The sequence below is a fragment of the Roseiflexus sp. RS-1 genome (assembly GCF_000016665.1).
Taxonomy (GTDB): domain Bacteria; phylum Chloroflexota; class Chloroflexia; order Chloroflexales; family Roseiflexaceae; genus Roseiflexus.
Window position 1 is genome coordinate 5,504,962 of record NC_009523.1, and the last position, 18,302, is coordinate 5,523,263.

Sequence of the window (18,302 nt, forward strand, 5' to 3'; positions counted from 1 at the left end):
TGGTTTCCACAGGTCGATAATCGACGAGAGATGGCTACACGCTGCGCCTGCATGTCGGCGTGGAAGCGACGTTGTATGCAGGGGCAGATCTGTTGGGAATGGTTTGTGGCTAGAACAACAGGTCGTGGGTTAATTTGTGCGTACATTCCAGTATGTGTCGGGCAACGTGGCCAGCAAGATGAGTACACCGCTACTGGTATCGCTGAAAGGGGTCAAATACGTGAATGCCTTAACATTCTAATTCCAGTATACTATGTCCGTCAAACCAGTTCGTTAGTAACGAGTACGCTACGAACGGGCACGTGACCGGCAAGAGGCTGCTTATGACCCGCAATATGCGATTAAGAACGTGCTTTTCTTCCTTCCCGGTCGGCGAACGCGACCGTCTTGCCGCTCTGATCGGACGCAGCCCGCTGATGGCGTCGCTGGCTGCGATCCTGGTCGGTCTTGCCGGTGGCGCAGTGGCGGCATTCGCGCCGTTCTGGCTTGGATTCGCAGCCCTGGCAGCTCTGGCAGGGGTCTACGCCATTCTGGTCGATACCCGTGTCGGGCTTGCGACCGTCATCGGGATCGCAACGATCGTGCCCTTCGCAACGCTGCCGTTCCGGGCAGTGATCACGCCAACCCTGCTGACCCTGGCGCTTGCGGCGTTGATGGGGGTCTGGATCATGCGGATGCTGGTGCGCGGTGATGAGCGGGTGACGATCACACCGATGGGCATGGCGCTGATCGGCTTTCTGGGCATCACCCTGTTTGCTTTCTTGCTTGGCTCAAATGCCAGTCCGGAACCATCGCTGTTGCACAACTACGTCAAATTCACAATGGCGACCCTGTTCTTCTTCAGCGTCGTCAACTGCGTGCGCGACCGACAAACGGTGCGCTGGGTCTTCCGTTTTCTCATCATCGGTGCAGCAATCTCGGCAGTGATCGCGCTGGTGTTGTATGTTATTCCCGACCAGATGGCGCTTCAGATTCTGGTGTCGTTTGGGCGGATCGGCTACCCCACCGAGGGGCGCGTTCTGCGCTATGTTGAAGACGACCCGAATGGATTGATGCGCGCGATCGGTCTGTCGGTCGATCCCAACAGTTTTGGTGGCATGCTGGCGCTGATCGGGGCGCTGGCGGCGACGCAACTGGTCAGTGAACGTCCGACGCTGCCGCGACGCATGCTGCTCGTTGCTACGGGCGTCATTCTGCTGGCGCTGTTCCTGACGTATTCGCGCGCGGCGCTGGGTGGTATGATCGTCGCTGCCATGTATGTGGCGACGCTGCGTTACCGACAGCTCTGGTGGGTCATTCTGGCGACCGGCGCCCTGGCTGCCGTTCTATTCATCGGGCTTGGGGTCGGTGAGCGTTTCGTCGAGCGGATCGTCGAAGGGGTGCAGTTCCGCGACCGGGCGAACCAGATGCGCCTGGCGGAATACCAGAATGCCATCGCCATTATTCAGGCATATCCGGTGTTCGGCATTGGCTTTGGTCAGGCGCCGGAGATCGACCTGGTTGCAGGAGTGTCGAGCATCTATCTGGCGATTGCTCAACGCACCGGTCTCGTCGGTCTGACCGCATTTCTGGGGATTATGATCTGGTTTTTCGTGCGAAACTGGCGCGCTTTGCGTGCTGCCAGCGTGATTGGCGACGAAGAACGGGTCGCATGGCTGGTGTCGTTGCAGGCGGCGCTGGCTGCTGCGCTGGCGGTGGGGCTGCTCGATCACTACTTCTTCAACATCGAGTTCAGCCATATGAGCGCATTGCTCTGGGGAACGATCGGGCTGGCGGTGGCGATTGAGGAGATGGGGGTGGAAGGTTGAAGTTGGAAGGTGGAAGGTGGAAGGTTCAAGGTTCAAGGTTCAACGTTCAACCTTCAACGTTCAACCTTCAACCTTCAACCTTCAACCTTCAACGTTCAACCTTCAACCTTCAACCTTCAACCTTCAACCTTCAACCTTCAACTCATAATAATACTTACGTCGCAGCAGACAACAGGGAGGCGTATCTATGACTGCCATCATACTTGACGGGCGGGCGCTTGCAAAAACACTCCGCGAGGAACTGCGCGCCGATACGCAGGCATTCATTCAGAACAACGGCATCGCTCCTTCGCTTGCCGTCGTCAAAATTGCAGGCGATCCCGCCTCTGATCGCTACACACGCACCATCCGCAAAGGATGTGAGGAGATCGGCATAACCTTCACCGACCACACCCTGCCACCGGAAACGACCCAGGCGATGCTCGAAGAAACGATCAGCGCGCTGAGTTTCGACCGGACGATCCACGGCATTCTGCTCCACCTGCCACTGCCGCCGGGATTGGATTCCGCCCGCGCTATTGCGCAGATCGACCCGGCTAAGGATGTCGATGGCGTGCATCCGTACAACGCAGGACTCCTCGCCATGGGGCGACCGGGACTGATCCCCAACACTCCGGCTGGCGGTATGGAACTGCTGCTGCGCAATAACATTCCCCTCAAAGGGCAGCACGCAACGGTTGTCGGGCGCAGCGTCGTTGTGGGGAAACCCATGGCGCTGCTGCTGCTGAACGAGCATGCCACCGTCACCATTGCCCATTCGCGCACAAAAGACCTGGCAGCAGTCGTGCGCAGCGCCGACATTGTTGTTGCTGCCACCGGCAAACCCGGCCTGATCACCGGCGATATGGTCAAACCCGGCGCTGTCGTCGTCGATTTTGGCGTCAATGTGCTCGAAGACGGGCGTGTGGTTGGCGACGTAGATTTTGACAGTGTCGTCAACGTTGCTTCTGCGATTACCCCGGTTCCCGGCGGTACAGGACCGGTGACCAATGTCATGCTGTTGCGCAATGTTCTGCGCGCAGCGCAACAGCAGCTGGCGTCCCGCCATCATTGAGACGTGCGCCGTCGGCGCCGCTGTGATGCCCGCCACGACGCCAGGACGGACGCCGTGACCGCGCTCTCCCGTACCGATGCAACGCAACCGGCAAGGGTGCAGCGTCGCCACATCGTCTGTCAGAACTCTCAGCCCGTGTGCTATAATGTACATAGAAAGCAGTGCCGGGTTGTGTAATGGCAGCACGGCGGACTTTGGATCCGTCTGTCCAGGTTCGAATCCTGGCCCGGCAGCCATGGCAGTGGGACGAGCGCAGGGGATCACCTTGTGGTCCCCTTCTTCACGACAGTGCGATTGGGAGTTGTTGTTCTTGCCGCCGGTGAAGGCACCCGTATGCGGTCGGCGCTGCCCAAAGTGCTGCACTCGCTCTGCGGTCGGCCACTGCTCGGACACATCCTGGCAGCGGTCGATATGCTGCAACCGGCAATCAGCGCAATCGTGCTCGCCCCGGATACGCTCGATACGGTGCGCGCTCGCTTTGGTGACCGGTATTGCTACGTCGTACAGGCTGACCGGCTTGGAACAGGGCACGCAACACTCCAGGCGCGCCCAATCCTGCGCCATCAGTGTGATGATGTGCTGGTGCTGGTTGGCGATGCGCCGCTGATCCGTAGCGCCACCCTGCAACGCCTCGTGGCGCTGCGCCGTGAACACGGCGCCCTGGTCGCCTTCCTGAGTTTTATCGCAGAACCGCCAACCGGGTATGGTCGGGTGGTGCGGAATGCGGAAGGTGATGTGACCGCCATTGTTGAAGAACGCGACGCCACCGACGCTCAACGCGCCATCACCGAAGTCAACAGCGGAATCCTCTGCTTCGACGCCGAATGGATGTGGCCCGCGCTCGACCGTGTGCAGCGCAGCCCGGTGAAAGGCGAGTATTACCTGACTGACCTGATCGCACTGGCAATTGCTGATGGCGGCGTTGGCGCGGTGCAGGCGCTCGTCGCAACCGACCCGACCGAAGCGTTCGGCGTGAATGACCGCGTGCAACTGGCGCAGGCGGAACGTATTCTACGCGCACGACTGCTCGACACGCTGATGCGCAGCGGCGTGACCGTCGTCGATCCTGAGGCAACGTATGTGGATGTTGATGTGGTTGTTGGGCAGGATACGATGCTGCTGCCGGGAACAATGCTGCGCGGGGCGACCCGGGTAGGAACTGGCTGCATCATCGGTCCCCATACATCGCTGATCGATACGATCGTTGCTGATGGCGCACATGTGCGCTACACATTTGCTGAAAGAGTTGTGATACCGGCACAGGCTATCGTCGGTCCATTTGCCCATCTACGTGGTGTGCAGGATGGCGCCGACACATTCTACCAGGCATAACACATATGGAAGGGCGTCTTCAGATCTTTAGCGGCAATGCGAACCGGCCCCTGGCGCAGGAGATTGCATCATACCTGAACATCAACCTCGGTCGCGCTACGGTCGGCACATTCAAAAACGGCGAAACGCGCGTCAAGGTCGAGGAGAATGTGCGCGGCTCCGATGTGTTCGTCGTCCAGCCAACCTGCACTCCGGTCAACCACAATCTGATGGAGCTGTTGCTCCTGATCGATGCATTGCGACGCGCGTCAGCAGCGCGGGTAACGGCGGTCATTCCCTACTACGGGTATGCCAAGCAGGAAAAGAAAACCACAGGGCGTGAGCCGATCTCGGCAAAACTGGTCGCCAACCTGATCCGCACCGCTGGCGCCGATCGAGTGCTGACGATGGATCTGCACGCGCCAGCGATCGAGGGGTTTTTCGATATTCCGGTCGATCATCTGCAGGCCGGTCCCATTCTCGCTGAGCATATTCGGAGCATGAACCTGCCGCGCCTGGTGGTGGTCTCTCCCGACGCTGGCGGCGTGGGGCGCGCCAACAGTTTTCGTGAGCGGATCGGCGCCGGGCTGGCGATCATTGCCAAGCAACGCCCGCAACCCGACGTGGCTGAGATGCTTGATATGGTCGGCGATGTGGAAGGAAAGACGGCGGTGATCGTCGATGACATGATCTCAACCGGGGGAACGCTGGCAGAAGCGGCGCGCGCTTTGCGTGAACGTGGTGCGAATGCGGTGTACGCCTGCGCTACCCACGGCATCTTTGCCGGCGATGCGACTGAGATTATTGCCCGATCAACGCTGGTTGAAACGATCGTCACAAACACCATTCCACTCCCCGAAGGATGTCGTGAAGCGCGCATTCGCGCGATCAGCGTTGCGCCCCTGTTTGCCGAAGCCATCATGCGCATCCATAAGGATCTGTCGTTGAGCGCGCTGTTCTCGTGAGAAAACCCGACATCGCACGACCGCACGGTTGAGGATTGGCACGTTGGACGTTGAAACTGGCCTGGTTCTGGCAGGTATTATCGTCAGTCTCCTGCTCCTGGCATTCACGTCAGCGGTCGATGCTGCAATGACCGCGATTGGACGCCATCGTCTCGGGCTGCTTCACGAGAGCGACAGGCGGCGTGCGCAACTGATCGACCGCCTGCTTACCGAACCGTACCGCTTCAAAGCGACCATTCTGCTTCTCAACAGCGCTGCAACCATTGCTGCAACTGCGCTGCTGTTGCGCTTATGCGCCGGTCAACCGCTTCAGTGGCAGATCGCTGCGCTTGGCGGGTTGTTGTTCCTTATTCTGATCTTCGCCGAAGCATTGCCCAAGGCGCTGGCGATCAGCAATCCCACCCATGCTGCGCAGGCGCTTGCCGGTCCGATGGCGCTCAGCGCCCGCGTGCTGGCGCCGTTGATCTGGGTGGTCGAACTGCTGACCCGCCCGTTCATCCGCGTCGCCAGCGGTCAGGCGGCGCCACAGATGCCGCTGGTGACCGAAGAAGAACTGCGTCTGCTGGTGAATGTCGGCGAAGAAGAGGGGTTGATCGAACCGGATGAGCGGGAAATGATCGAGGGCATCTTTTCCTTCGGCGATACAACCGTGCGCGAAGTGATGATCCCGCGGGTCGATATTGTCGCGCTCGAGGAAACGGCGTCCATCGATGAGGCGCTGAATGTGATCATCGCCAAAGGACATTCGCGTATTCCGGTGTACCGCGAGACCATCGATCATATTGTGGGGATTCTGTACGCCAAAGATCTGCTGCTCTGGTTGCGCTCCGGGCAGCGAGAGGCGTCAATAGGATCACTGCTGCGAACCGCGCATTTCGTCCCCGATACGATGAAAGTCGATGCCCTGCTCAAGGATTTGCAAGCGCGCAAAGTGCACCTGGCGATCGTCGTCGATGAGTATGGCGGCACCGCCGGGCTGGTTACCATCGAAGATGTGATCGAAGAGATCGTCGGGGAAATTCAGGATGAGTACGACGTCGATGAGCAACCGATCACAGAACTTGGCGCTGGCGATCTGGAGGTGGATGCACGCGTTCCGATTGATGACATTAATGACCTGACCGGTCTGCGCCTGACGTCGGAAGAGTCGGATCGGATCGGCGGGATCGTGTTCGAGCGCCTGGGTCGCGTGCCGAAGGTTGGCGACACGGTGCATCTGGATGGCGATGTGACCATCACGGTGCTTTCGATGGATGGGTTACGCCTGCGGCGACTGCGCCTGCAGTACCGTTTACCGCAGGAAAACGAAGTTCACGCTGTGCGCGACAATGAGGATCAGGAACATGCACACCCTGACACCTGATCTTGCCGATCTCCTCGCTGTCGCTGCCGCTGCGCGCCAACGGGCGTACTGCCCATATTCACGGTTCGCCGTTGGCGCTGCGGCGCTGACGGCGTCGGGAGTGACGTTTCCCGGATGCAACATCGAAAACGCTGCGTACCCATCGACGATCTGCGCCGAACGGGTGGCGTTGTTCAACGCCTACGCTGCTGGCGAACGCGAGATTGTCGCGCTGGCAGTGATCGCCGACACGCCTGGACCGGTGAGTCCCTGTGGCGGGTGCCGTCAGGTCATCTTCGAACTTGCGCCGCGCGCCATTGTGGTCATGGCAAACCTGCGCGGCGCGTGGCGCGTGGCATTGATCGGCGAGTTGCTGCCTGATGGATTCTCCTCTGCCAGTTTCGACGAGTAACCTGCTGTTACTGTAAGCCGGTCACCAACCCGGCATACTTCTCCGCCAGCACCCGCGCCTGTTCATCGCTGCTGCCTTCGGCAATGACGTGAAAGAAGGGACCATCGGGATCGGGCAGGATCAAGACCCACTCATCGCCAAGATCGATTTTTACGCCATCAACCTGATCGAGTTTGCGATCCTGATACTGCTGGTTCAAAATGCGCATGACCTTGCCCTTGAACTCCCAGCGGCAGGGAACGCGCGCCTGGCTCATGAAATAGTGCGGCAGATCGCGCACGATCTCCGACAGACGCACCTGTTGCAGCGCCAGCAACTCTACGATCTTGACGATGGCGAACATACCGTCGGCAATGGGGTAGAACGAGGGGAAGATCAGGTTGCCGGCGCCATCGCCGAGCAATAACATGTCGCGATGAGCGGCTGCCGTTCTCATCAGCGCGCCAAGCGTGGCGCGGGTGCGCACGATCTGACCGCCGTAGCGGGCTGCTATGACTTCAAATGCGCGTGGCGCCGTCACCGGCACTGCAACAGCGCCGCCGCCGTTGACCGCCATTGCCAGCGCGGTAACCGCCGCCAGCGCCTGCATCCCTGGCAGGCGTCGTCCGGTGTCGTCTACCAGGAAGAGTTTCTCGCCGCCTGCATCGAGCCGGGCGCCCAGTGACGCTTCGAGCACCGGCGTGATGCGCGCCAGCCGTTCCATGCCCGCCTCGAACTGTTGCGGCGTCTGGAAGAGCAGTTGCGCATCGAGGTTGGCATTCAGTTCGACCGCTTCGATGTGCAGGCGACGGAGAATCGCTGGCAGGAAGTTTGACGTGTTCGCGTTGGCGTAATCGATCACCAGTTGAAAATTGCGCGCAATGCTGGCAAGCGCATCAGGACGCAACGCGCCAAGGAACATGTCGGTGTAGATCTGATTGATATGCTCAACCTCGTTGATGCGCCCAATTTCGTCGAGATAGACCCGCCGGTAATCTTCACGGAAAAAGATCCCTTCGATCTTGCGCTCGGTGGCGGTATCAATATCAAGACCATCGGCATCGAAAAACTTGATATCTACGACGCGATTATCGAGTGGCGACAGGCGAACGTGAACGCCGCCAGCAGCATTGATCGCCTTCGTGATGACACGTGCGACCGGCAGCGGCACATCGTGCAATTCGGCGACGTGTACCCCGGCGGACGGCAGTCCAGCGACCAATCCACGCTTAATCATGCGCGGCGTGTAGTGCGTATCGCGACTGGTCGTCACCACGGCGCCACGTGGCAGCGTAGCGCCGAAGGCGGCGCCGAGCCGCGCGCCGAACTCCGGCGTCAGGTCGATATTGACCAGCCCCGATATTCCTGACCGACCGAACAGTACGCGACGTCCCTGCGACCCCCAGATGATGCTGGAACTGATTGTTGCGCCTTCCTCAACTTCTTTGCTGGGCCAGATTTTGACGTTTGCACCGATAACCGCACCAGCATTGATAATCGTCTGGTCGCCAACCACCGACCCCTCAAACAGTACGGCGCGGCTTTTGATATTGCACTGCCGCATCACGATGGCGCCGCGCAGTTCAGCGCGTTCGCCGATGTACGAGTTGCGCCAGATGATCGACCGATCAATCGTTGCGCGTGTGTCGATAATGGTATAGTCACGAATAGCCGAAGGACCGTGGATGATGACGCCGCCCTTGATCTTGACGCCATGCCCCAGGAACACCGGGCCGTGGAACTGTGCGTCGGGCGCGATCTCCACATCCCCCTCAACCCATACCTCATCGAAGATGCGTTCGCCGACGCGCGGCAGATTGACCCTGCCCTGCATATAGTCGCGGCTGGCGCGCATGTATTCTTCAATGGTGCCGATGTCCGTCCAGTATCCCTCGGCGACATAGCCGATCGGAATATTGCCGCTGCGCAACATCCTGGGAAAGACATCCTTCGACCAGTCGGTGAATGCACCTTTTTCGATATAGCGGAAAATCTCCGGAGTGACGACATAGACGCCGGTATTGACCGTATCAGAAAAAACCTCGCCCCAACTCGGCTTTTCGAGAAACTGACGCACATACCCGCGTTCATCCACCACCACGACGCCATAATCGAGCGGATTGGGCACGCGGGTCAGGGTAATGGTCGCAGTAGCGCCATTGCTGCGATGAAATTCGATGATTTTACTCAGATCGAAATCGGTCAGCGCATCGCCGGATATGACCAGAAAAGGCTCGCGGAGAAGACGTTCGGCATTCTTGACGCTGCCAGCTGTGCCAAGCGGCTGTTCTTCGAGCGAATACTCGATATGTACGCCATATGCCGATCCATCGCCAAAATGATCCTGAATAACATTTGCCAGATATTGAACGGTCATCACAATTTCAGTGATGCCGTGCCGTTTCAACAACTCGATGATATGTGCCAGAACATGGCGATCAACAATGGGCACCATGGGTTTCGGGCGGTTGATTGTGAGCGGGCGCAAACGCGATCCCTCACCGCCAGCCATGACCACAGCCTTCATCGACGACCTCGCCTTTGATGTGCCGGTTTTGTGCATGGCATCAGTATAGCATGGGGATGTGCTGCAAACCAGAACCGGGGACCGAGAACTGAGAACTGAGAACCAGGAACTGAGAACTGAGAACCGGGAACCAAAAACTGAGAACTGAGAATTGAGAATTGAGAACTGAGGACTGAGAACTGAGAATTGAGAATTGAGAATTGACACAGAAACCGGGAGTGCGACAGCGCCTCCCGGTTTCCGGTTGTTCGTACTGATTTGGCGTCAGACTTCGGTTATCCCTGGCTCTTCCGCAGTTCCTCAACGCGCGCGGCCAGTTGCGCGATCTTCTCGCTCAGTTCATCGATATCGCGCTTGGACGGAATGTTCAACCGGTTGAGAAACTCCTCCATCCCCTGCTCGACCCGGTCGCTCACCTTCTCCACCTGCGGGCGATTGGCGGTCAGACGCTGCTGCATTTCGTGCAGCAACTTCTCGGCGTCTTTCTGTGCGAGTTCGCCGCGCTCCACAAGTTTCTTGACGAATGCTTCGACTTCATCAAAGGTCATAGCGACGGCGCCAAAGCTGGCGAGCAACAACCGACGCATGCCATCGATGATCCACTTGTTGGCGCCAGGGGCGCTCTCCTCGACTTCGGTGACTTTGACTTCGACTTCCTCGGTCATGGGTGACCTCCTGCTGCTACGATATGTTCACGAAGGATCATGTCGCGTCCCACGCTCATAACGCACTGCGTTATGGCTGTAGTATAGCACCATGATGGAAGGAAGTCAAGCGACATGCTCCTCTCTGTCATTGTAGCAGAAATATCGCGCCGGTACCGGCGCAGCATTCAAAAGGAACATCGGTATTATGCAACCCCAACCCCACACCGGTTATACGCTCAGTGCGCTCGCAGCGGTCGTCTGGGCATCGACAGCGCCTGGTCTGGCGTACCTCATGACACAGTATGCAACTCCTGGTTTGACGCTGGCGCTCTGGCGCGATCTGCTGATCGCGCTGGTTTGCGGCGGCGGGCTTCTGGCATTCCGTCCTTCGCTCTTGCATATCGGCAGGCGCGCCGTCGGACATCTTGCGTTGACCGGGATGGTCTCCATCGGCATCTACCACGCTCTCTGGCTCTGGTCGGTGACTCTGAACGGTGCGGCGATTGCCGTTGTGTTGATCTACACCTATCCCGCATTTGTCACGCTTGGCGCGTGGGCGCTGTTTCGCGAACCGATCAAGAAGGTGCATCTGGCAGCGCTGGCGCTGGCGCTGGCAGGGTGCGCGCTCGTTGTCCGCGCGTATGATCCTGCGATCCTGCGGATCAGCTGGCTGGGCGCGATGGTCGGCTTGCTGACTGCGCTGACCCATACCGTCTATGTGCTGGTTGGTCAGCGCAATGCACCGTCCATCAGTCCGTGGGCGACACTGGCATATACGATGACCTTCGGCTCGCTCACGCTCCTGGCGCTGGCGCTGGCAGCCGATCAACTCGCTCCAATGACGCGATCGTATATCTGGGCAATCGAGACCCCGGCAGCCTGGGCGATCCTGGCAATCATTGCTATCGGTCCAACCCTTGGCGGGTATGCGCTGTTCACCCTTTCGTTGCGTCACATTCCAGGGAAGGTCGCCGGACTGATCTCAGTGATCGAAGCGCCGGTTGCGACACTCATCGCCGTCACATTGCTCGGCGAGCGCCTCGAAGCTCTGCAAATCGCAGGGATGGGCATGATCCTGGTTGCCGTTGTTCTGCCGCGACTGGTGGCGCAGATTGAAGGCGCGCCACAATAAACAGGAGGACATTTCGGATGGCAGGTGGAAGCGAGCGGACGGCGAGCAGCGTCTGGTTCTCTGTTCCTGGTTCTTCGGCATACTCCGAAGAACCAGGAAGATAGCTTATCCGTCAGTCACCGTCGTCGCCGGATATGACCAGACACGAACACTATTGCGACCGCTGCGCTTGGCGATATACAATGCCCGATCAGCGCGATCAATGACGGCATCAAGCGTGACGTGATCATCGGGATGATAGACTGCTGCGCCGACACTGATCGTGAGCGAAATCGATCCGTAATCGGTCACAAATGGAGCACGCTCAACGGCGATGCGCAGGCGCTCGGCGATCTGTCCGGCGGCGTGGATGTCGGTTTCAGGGAGCGCCACCGCAAATTCTTCGCCGCCGTAGCGACCGATAATGTCAATCACGCGCAACTGATTGCGGCAACGTTCTGCCACGCCACGCAACACCTGATCACCGGCTGCGTGCCCGTAGGTGTCGTTGACCGACTTGAAATGATCAACATCGATCATGAGGATTGCCAGCGGATGCAACGTGCGTTGACTGCGTTGAAACTCGCGTCTGACATTCTCGAAGAAGGTACGTCGATTCCAGACGCCGGTCAGTTCATCAATGGTTGCATGGCGACGCGCTTCGGCGAACAGGTGCGCATTGTTGATGGCAATCGCCGCCGTCGCCCCAAGCAGTTCGAGTGCGCTGCAGTCGGCGTCAGTATACGCATATGGTCGAGACGCACGAACGAGAATTGCACCGATGACCCGCCCGCCGCGCCGCATGACGGCAACGAGCACGCTGCTGCCGCATTCATCATGGTCACAGCGCAACGATTCCCGGTTCGTAATTGCGCGGTTCGCCAGATCGGCGCACGCTTTGCTGTATGCGCGCCCGACGCAGTAGATAACCCCCGCTGGACCCTGCTCACCCATCTTGAGCGCAATCAGAAAGCCATCGCACGGAACCAGCGATATCGTGGCGCGATAGATCTCGTCGTAGATCTGGTTCAGATCGAACAGGGTGCCGAGACGTTGACTCGCTTCGTACAGACGGGTGCGCACGTCCGCTTCACGCCGTGCGTCTTCAAAAAGACGCGCATTCTCAATCGCAATAGCAGCCGTCGTCGCCACTTGATCAAGCATCTCAAGGTCACTGGCTGAATACACGCAGGTCGCGCGCACGTGCACCGACATCACGCCCAATATCCGGTCGCCACGCCGCATGACGATCAGCAGGCGCGTGTCTCGACCGCCACCCGTGATGCACAGCGATTGTCCGCCAGCAATCGCCTGCGCCACTGCATCATCCAGGGTATGGTTGTCCTGATCGGGCTGGTCACTGCTGGAGTAGACAGTGTTCAATCGCTCACTGCCAGGATCGACCAGGGATAGCGCGAAGGAATCGCAGGGAATGAGCGATGCTACCGCCTGATGAATAGCCCGGTAGAGGTGCGGCAGATCGAGGATCGCGCCGATCTGTTGACTGGCGTTGAACAGCGCCGCCCGGCGCTCCGCTTCCTGAATGGCTGCCTGATAGTGCCGGAGGCGCTCAATGGTCAGTCCTATTTGCCTGCCAATAACCGTCAGAATGTTCAGGTCGTGAACCGTAAATGGTTCATCGCGTCCGATACGATAGACCGCGAGGACGCCGATCGGTCGCCCATCGGCAACGACCGGCACACCAACGACGGCGCGTACATCGTGCTCAACAAGTTCGCGCAGCGCGCGCTCGCTGCGATGATAGCCGTTCACCAGCGCTGGCAAACGTTCGTCAATGATCTTCCAGGCAAGCGAAGAACTGCGGGGGAGATGCAGCCCCTGCAATGCCTCTGGCACCCCGAAGGTGTAGCGAAACTCCAGTTTCTCACCGTCCGGTGTGATCAGCGGGAGTGCGCCAGCGTCTGCTTCGACCAGGTCAACAACCAGACGCATCAATTCAGGCATGATGCTCTCAATGTCGTGTGCACTGTGCAACAGTTGCGTCAGGAGATTGAGCTGTCGTTCGCGTTTGAGCGTCTGCGCAACCGATTTGTGCTCGACGCCATCGCCAGTATCGGCAACAACCCGGATATGGGCTGCGCTGTTCACAGCACGCGCCTGAAGCAAAGCATCGGCGGATTGCCGTGTTTCGCTGTGACCTGCCTGGGTCATAGATGCAAACTTTCCGTGCCTCTGTCGATACCGGGTGCCGTGGATTTTTGAGCGAGCTCGCCGCCTGTGATGTTCCATGCTACTATGCCCGACGGTATTCGTCCATAGCCGCTCGTATAGTCAGGATGACGAGTTGATGACAGACGCACGGAACCCGGTGCTCCTTCCACCTGCACAGCGACGACGCGGCGCAGTGGTGATGCTGGTGATTACTTTCCTCATGTGGGGCGGATTCTTCATGGTTATCCCCCTTATATCGATACGCTACGTTGATGACCTGGGATGGTCGGCGGGAGCGATAGGACTGGTGCTGGCGATCCGTCAGTTAACGCAGCAGGGATTGACCGTTTTCGGCGGCGCGCTGGCAGACCGGTTCGGCGCGAAGGGATTGATCGTCGTCGGCATGTTCATTCGTGCGGTCAGTTTCAGTGCGCTGGCGCTTGCGTCAACCTATCCGCTGCTGATGATCAGCGCGCTCATGGCGGCGATTGGCGGCGCATTGTTCGATTCGCCATCGTCGGCGGCGATGGTTGCGCTTACGCGACCGGAAGAGCGCAACCGGTACTTTGCAGTGCTGGGAGTCGTGCGCAACCTGGGGATGTCCCTCGGTCCGCTGGCGGGCGCAGTGTTGCTACGGATCGATTTTGCCTTTGTTGCGCTTGCGGCGGCTGGCTGTTTCTTCATCGCTGCGGCTGTGACGTTGCTGCTCTTGCCGCCGGTGCAGGTTGCAACCGAACGCGGTGAACTGCTGGCGGGCATTCTGCTTGCGCTGCGCGACCGGCGCTTCATGGCGTTCAATGTGCTGCTGATGGGATACTGGTTCATGTGGGTGCAGATGACCATCTCGCTTCCCCTGGCGGCGCGCACGCTTGCCGGGACTGCTGATGCCGTGAGCTGGCTCTACGCCCTGAATGCAGGAATGGGCATCGTGTTGCAGTATCCGGTGGTGCGCATCGCCGAACGCTGGTTGCGCCCGCTCCCGGTGTTGCTGATCGGCATTGCGCTGATGGCATTGGGGTTGGGCAGCGTGGCGCTTGCCAGTACGACCGGGCTGCTGCTGGCGAGTGTGGCGATCTTTTCATTTGGCGCCTTGCTGGCTGCGCCGGGACAACAGACGGTCGCTGCCGAACTGGCGAATCCGACGGCGCTTGGCTCGTACTTCGGCGTCAGCGCACTGGCGCTGGCGCTGGGCGGCGGGATCGGGAATTATGCCGGGGGGGCGTTGTACAGCCTGGGATACCACATTGGCGCACCAGCACTCCCCTGGCTGGTCTGTCTGGTGGTCGGCATCGGCTCGGCAATCGGTCTGGCGCTGCTCGATCGCCACCTTACCCGTCATCCGGCGAATGTTGCCGATGCAGCCGTGTCCTATCGCGACTGAAACGTTGCATTTTTGTTATCTGCCGTATCCTCATAGGTGCGTTCATCGTTCCCTTTATGCTGGAAGATCGCAGGAATGCACGGGAGCGGCGATATGGAAGCATATCAGTCAGATCCGCTGGTCAGTCCCATCCGTCGCCGCGGATGGCGCGAGATCGTGCGCTTTGCGCCCCTTACCGCGCAACCGCACATCGCGCTGGTCATCTCCCGTCGCGGGCGAGTTATTTCCATTATTCCCGCGAATACGCGCCGAACTCTCTCGGATTATCTCGACTGGCCATTCGAATACCGTGAAGTGGATCTGCGCGAACGTCTGCTCGAACTCAACCTGCGCCTCGACTCGTGTGATGTCGGGTATGCGTTCACTGCTGTGCTGCGGCTTGTCTATCAGGTGGTGCGACCCGAGCGCATCGCCGTCGAGCACGCCGACGTGCTGCACGAATTCGAGGCGGCAATCGTTCAGCGCGCGCGTGCCATTGCGCAGAAACTCGGTATCGAACAGAGCGGATTGCTCAAAGAATACCTCCTCGAAGCGCTCATGAGCGGCAATGAACTGCCGCAGCGGTTCGATCAGTTGGGGCTGGCGTTACGACGCGCCGATGTGGCCATCGAACTTGATCATCACGCCCGCGAGTTCGCCGAGACAGTGTATGAGCAATTCCGTGATCGTCCGCTGATCTTGTCACTTGTGCTCGAAAGCAGCCAGCCCGGTGCGACGTTTACAGTACGAGTCGGCGGTTTCTACCGCTTGCGCTCACGCGATGGCGAACTGCACACACCAGCAACCGCTGAACCGATTATTCACGCCGCAGTGCACCGCTCGCTGCACCGGGTCGCTGCGCGCTTCGCCCCGCATCAGGAACGGGACGCAATCACAGCGATGACCGATGAGTTGTGGCACGATACGGTGCTCAAAGCCACACTTGCCGCCAGTAATCTCGAACTGCTGCGACCTGCCGTGCAGATTCTTGCGCATCCGCCTGCGCTGGATGCACCTGCGCTGCGCCCGATGCTGTCCGACTCGCAGACTATCGGGGCACGACAGGCGGCAGATGCGCGAGGTCCCGTACAACACGATGACATCGGCGCCGATCAGCCCCTCCCATCAGCGCACCATACTGCATCGATCAGCCCGATTTGGGAAGATGAGCGCACCAACGTCGAAGAGACAGGAAACGAAACGTCTGCATGGCGAATGGTCGCACCAGAAACATGCGCTCCGGCGTGTGACGCTGATCCTCGGAACGACAATCAGCATGTCCCGACGCATGTCTCCCCCATGCACGACGACGAGGACGGGCGCGACGATCCTCCTGAATGGGTCGCCTGGCGAGCTGCGCTTGATCAGGCGCAAACAGCAGATGGCGATGTCTCACTGCCATGGGCGGCGCCGCCGCTATGGAGCGGCGAGACCTCACGGCTCGAGATTGTGGCGCGCTGGGTCGAACTGTTGAGCACTCAAGAGGCATGGGCATTCCAGTACACCGCGCGAACGATCGCAGAACGTCCAGAAACAATCGAGACGATCATCTGTGGGTTGACCGACGATCCAACGCTCTGCAATCACGCAGCCGACCCTCGATGCCGCCTTTTGCTCGCAGAAACGCTGAAGAGCATTCTGGAGATGAACGAAGAGAACCTGTTTATTGCCGGGCAGTCATCGGAGCGTCATCTTTCGCATTCGCAGGAAGAGTCGGGCTGGCGCACTGTCGATGAATCCAATACGCCTTTGTCGTCTTGATGTGCACGAGGCGCATATGTCTCCCTTCTCACCGATTGTTACCGTGTCTGGTTCGCCATCGATCATCATCGCTCTGCTGCTCAGCGCAGTAGTGCTGCTGGAACTGGAGCGAATCTGGACGCGCACGCGCCGGTTTGCCGGGAAGCCGGTCGGAGCGCCTGCTTTTGTGCTGGATGGACTGGCGATCGCTGCCGCCCTGTTCGCATTCGTCGGATGTGCGGTGGCGCTGATGCAGATCATGATCGAAGCGGCGTCATACATGTTTGAGCGCACAACAGGTCTGGTGGGACAGATCGATGGAACCACAGCGGGGCTTGCGATCGGCAGCCTGATTGCACTCCTGGTTTCGATGATCGTGATCCGTCATCTGTCTTCCCGCACCGCCGCACCACCGCGCGAACCGATGCGCCCGGAGATAGTTCCGGAAGGACGCATCATTCGCCCCGAACCGGCGCCGCCGATTGCCGGTGCACTGCCGGTTCTGTCGGGCAATGTCGCTGAGTCAGAGGAGGAACCGCCGCTCGTAATGCTGCGAACGCGCCGTCCATCTCAACGACCTGTGCCACACCCTGTTCAGATGCCGACAGTGGAACAGATGCTGACGCCACCCCAACCCAAACCTCGACGGTTGCAGCGGATCGTCGTGATGGCGGCAACGCTGCTGGTGGTTGGTGCAACCGGCTTTGTGTACCGCGATGCCATCATCCAGACAGTTGCCGCCTGGCAGTTGCCGATAACAAGCCGTCCGATCTCCGAGCCGCCAGAAGATGTCGTCTCGCCAACGACCCTCCCTGCCACTCCGCAGGTTGACGTGCAGGCAGCGCCAACCGCTGCACCGCAGATATGGTCTGTCGCTGTCGAGCGCCTGAACCTGCGCGCCGGTCCTGGCATCGATTATCCGGTCGTTACAACATTGAAGCGCGGCGACGACGTCATTGATCTGGGAGAAACCGCAGGCAGCGGTGAAGACAGGTGGGTGCGGGTGCGGGCGGGGACGCAGGAAGGCTGGGTCTTCCGCGCCTTCCTGCGGTAGCGCCTACCTGCCCATCGCCTTGAGCGCCTGCAAGCAGCGGCGCACACACTCAAGCGGAGGGTAGGCGTAACTTTCCTGTTCGACGATATACCACTCAGTCCCGCCAATCGTCTCGCACAACTCGAACACCTCCGCCCACGGCACATCGCCTTCGCCGATCAGCGCAGCATCGTTCGTTGCCGAGTACTCCTTCAGATGGACGGTTTTGGCGCGACCGGGATACCGGCGCAGGAATGGCGCCGCCTGCGCGCCGCCGTGCAGCGCATTTCCGGTATCGAACTGCATGATGACATCATCGGTGGTATTGCCGAAAAGCGTATCCCATGGCAGTTCACCCTCCATCGGGACGAACTCGATATGGTGATTATGGTAACCGGTGCGCATCCCATATGGCTTGAGCGCAACCGCAATCTCGTTGAGCGTCGCAGCCGTCTTCAACCAGGCAGCGCGCGAGCTGCGCCACTGTTCCGCCAGACCGGGCACGACCAGTGTGGTATTGCCCAGGATCTGATGAAACTCAACCGTGCGCTCACGTTCGTCGCCGAGCAGCGTTTCGATGCCGACATGCGCTCCGGCGACCTTTAAGCCATACGCATCGAGCCAGTTGCGGATTGTGCGAGCATCGTGACCATAGTACCCGGCAAATTCGACCCCCTCATACCCCATATCCGCGACTGCGGCGAGCACCCCTTGCAGATCGCGCGCAGCATCCTCGCGCACAGAGTACAATTGCAGAGCGATCGGAATCCGCGCCATTGGCGACCCTATCCTTTCCATTGGAGCATGTTGCCCGCTCTGGCAACCCGGAGCATTGTACCGC

Annotated in this window: 14 protein-coding genes and 1 tRNA gene; 11 read left to right on the top strand and 4 right to left on the bottom strand. The window is 59.5% G+C overall.

Annotation, left to right across the window (positions count from 1 at the left end; all coding sequences use genetic code 11):
* Window positions 1–323 precede the first annotated feature (323 nt).
* From ROSERS_RS22600 to cdd, 7 genes are all read left to right on the top strand, one after another.
* Entirely contained in the window at window positions 324–1,808 is a 1,485-nt protein-coding gene (locus ROSERS_RS22600) for an O-antigen ligase family protein (protein WP_011959061.1), read from the top strand.
* 187 nt (window positions 1,809–1,995) lie between these two features.
* A complete protein-coding gene (locus ROSERS_RS22605) occupies window positions 1,996–2,862 on the top strand; it encodes a bifunctional 5,10-methylenetetrahydrofolate dehydrogenase/5,10-methenyltetrahydrofolate cyclohydrolase (RefSeq protein ID WP_011959062.1) in 867 nt (288 codons plus the stop codon).
* 162 nt (window positions 2,863–3,024) lie between these two features.
* Window positions 3,025–3,098: transfer RNA gene (locus ROSERS_RS22610), tRNA-Gln, on the top strand.
* 31 nt (window positions 3,099–3,129) lie between these two features.
* Window positions 3,130–4,194, top strand: a complete 1,065-nt coding sequence (locus tag ROSERS_RS22615) for a bifunctional UDP-N-acetylglucosamine diphosphorylase/glucosamine-1-phosphate N-acetyltransferase GlmU (protein WP_011959063.1) — start codon at window positions 3,130–3,132, stop codon at window positions 4,192–4,194.
* A gap of 5 nt (window positions 4,195–4,199) precedes the next feature.
* Window positions 4,200–5,138, top strand: coding sequence for a ribose-phosphate diphosphokinase (locus ROSERS_RS22620; protein WP_011959064.1), 939 nt, complete (start codon window positions 4,200–4,202; stop codon window positions 5,136–5,138).
* Between the two features lie 43 nt (window positions 5,139–5,181).
* Window positions 5,182–6,501, top strand: coding sequence for a hemolysin family protein (locus tag ROSERS_RS22625; protein WP_011959065.1), 1,320 nt, complete (start codon window positions 5,182–5,184; stop codon window positions 6,499–6,501).
* Entirely contained in the window at window positions 6,482–6,892 is a 411-nt protein-coding gene (gene cdd, locus ROSERS_RS22630) for a cytidine deaminase (RefSeq protein ID WP_011959066.1), read from the top strand. The genes ROSERS_RS22625 and cdd overlap by 20 nt, the downstream gene beginning before the upstream one ends.
* A gap of 7 nt (window positions 6,893–6,899) precedes the next feature.
* On the opposite strand, the gene ROSERS_RS22635 is transcribed toward cdd, so the two are convergent.
* Both ROSERS_RS22635 and ROSERS_RS22640 read right to left on the bottom strand, forming a co-directional pair.
* Window positions 6,900–9,398 carry a mannose-1-phosphate guanyltransferase gene (locus tag ROSERS_RS22635; RefSeq protein ID WP_011959067.1) on the bottom strand — a complete coding sequence of 833 codons (2,499 nt, stop codon included), beginning with the start codon at window positions 9,396–9,398 and terminating at the stop codon, window positions 6,900–6,902.
* A 275-nt stretch (window positions 9,399–9,673) separates the two neighbouring features.
* Complete coding sequence (locus ROSERS_RS22640) at window positions 9,674–10,063, bottom strand: phasin family protein (protein WP_011959068.1); 390 nt, start codon at window positions 10,061–10,063, stop codon at window positions 9,674–9,676.
* A gap of 187 nt (window positions 10,064–10,250) precedes the next feature.
* Here ROSERS_RS22640 and ROSERS_RS22645 point away from each other — a divergent pair, with 187 nt between their 5' ends.
* Entirely contained in the window at window positions 10,251–11,177 is a 927-nt protein-coding gene (locus tag ROSERS_RS22645; protein WP_011959069.1) for a DMT family transporter, read from the top strand.
* 105 nt (window positions 11,178–11,282) lie between these two features.
* Here the strand turns inward: ROSERS_RS22645 and ROSERS_RS22650 are convergent, their stop codons facing one another.
* Entirely contained in the window at window positions 11,283–13,328 is a 2,046-nt protein-coding gene (locus ROSERS_RS22650; protein WP_011959070.1) for a diguanylate cyclase, read from the bottom strand.
* 136 nt (window positions 13,329–13,464) lie between these two features.
* On the opposite strand from ROSERS_RS22650, the gene ROSERS_RS22655 reads away from it, so the two are divergent.
* The 3 genes from ROSERS_RS22655 (at window position 13,465) to ROSERS_RS22665 (ending at window position 17,482) form a co-directional block, all read left to right on the top strand.
* A complete protein-coding gene (locus ROSERS_RS22655) occupies window positions 13,465–14,709 on the top strand; it encodes an MFS transporter (protein ID WP_011959071.1) in 1,245 nt (414 codons plus the stop codon).
* Window positions 14,710–14,802: 93 nt separating this feature from the next.
* Window positions 14,803–16,449: a hypothetical protein gene (locus ROSERS_RS22660; RefSeq protein WP_011959072.1), complete on the top strand. Its 1,647-nt coding sequence runs from the start codon at window positions 14,803–14,805 to the stop codon at window positions 16,447–16,449.
* A 16-nt stretch (window positions 16,450–16,465) separates the two neighbouring features.
* Complete coding sequence (locus tag ROSERS_RS22665; RefSeq protein WP_041334367.1) at window positions 16,466–17,482, top strand: SH3 domain-containing protein; 1,017 nt, start codon at window positions 16,466–16,468, stop codon at window positions 17,480–17,482.
* A 3-nt stretch (window positions 17,483–17,485) separates the two neighbouring features.
* Here ROSERS_RS22665 and ROSERS_RS22670 read toward each other — a convergent pair whose 3' ends face one another.
* Entirely contained in the window at window positions 17,486–18,238 is a 753-nt protein-coding gene (locus ROSERS_RS22670; protein WP_011959074.1) for a sugar phosphate isomerase/epimerase family protein, read from the bottom strand.
* Window positions 18,239–18,302 lie beyond the last annotated feature (64 nt).

What these genes read in the sequence shown, in the direction of transcription:
- ROSERS_RS22670 (WP_011959074.1), bottom strand. Translation starts at nt 18,238, where the DNA reads ATGGCGCGGATTCCGATCGCTCTGCAATTGTACTCTGTGCGCGAGGAT.
- ROSERS_RS22645 (WP_011959069.1), top strand. Translation starts at nt 10,251, where the DNA reads ATGCAACCCCAACCCCACACCGGTTATACGCTCAGTGCGCTCGCAGCG.
- ROSERS_RS22620 (WP_011959064.1), top strand. Translation starts at nt 4,200, where the DNA reads ATGGAAGGGCGTCTTCAGATCTTTAGCGGCAATGCGAACCGGCCCCTG.
- ROSERS_RS22665 (WP_041334367.1), top strand. Translation starts at nt 16,466, where the DNA reads ATGTCTCCCTTCTCACCGATTGTTACCGTGTCTGGTTCGCCATCGATC.
- ROSERS_RS22600 (WP_011959061.1), top strand. Translation starts at nt 324, where the DNA reads ATGACCCGCAATATGCGATTAAGAACGTGCTTTTCTTCCTTCCCGGTC.
- ROSERS_RS22660 (WP_011959072.1), top strand. Translation starts at nt 14,803, where the DNA reads ATGGAAGCATATCAGTCAGATCCGCTGGTCAGTCCCATCCGTCGCCGC.
- ROSERS_RS22650 (WP_011959070.1), bottom strand. Translation starts at nt 13,328, where the DNA reads ATGACCCAGGCAGGTCACAGCGAAACACGGCAATCCGCCGATGCTTTG.
- ROSERS_RS22640 (WP_011959068.1), bottom strand. Translation starts at nt 10,063, where the DNA reads ATGACCGAGGAAGTCGAAGTCAAAGTCACCGAAGTCGAGGAGAGCGCC.
- ROSERS_RS22655 (WP_011959071.1), top strand. Translation starts at nt 13,465, where the DNA reads ATGACAGACGCACGGAACCCGGTGCTCCTTCCACCTGCACAGCGACGA.
- ROSERS_RS22605 (WP_011959062.1), top strand. Translation starts at nt 1,996, where the DNA reads ATGACTGCCATCATACTTGACGGGCGGGCGCTTGCAAAAACACTCCGC.
- cdd (WP_011959066.1), top strand. Translation starts at nt 6,482, where the DNA reads ATGCACACCCTGACACCTGATCTTGCCGATCTCCTCGCTGTCGCTGCC.
- ROSERS_RS22635 (WP_011959067.1), bottom strand. Translation starts at nt 9,398, where the DNA reads ATGAAGGCTGTGGTCATGGCTGGCGGTGAGGGATCGCGTTTGCGCCCG.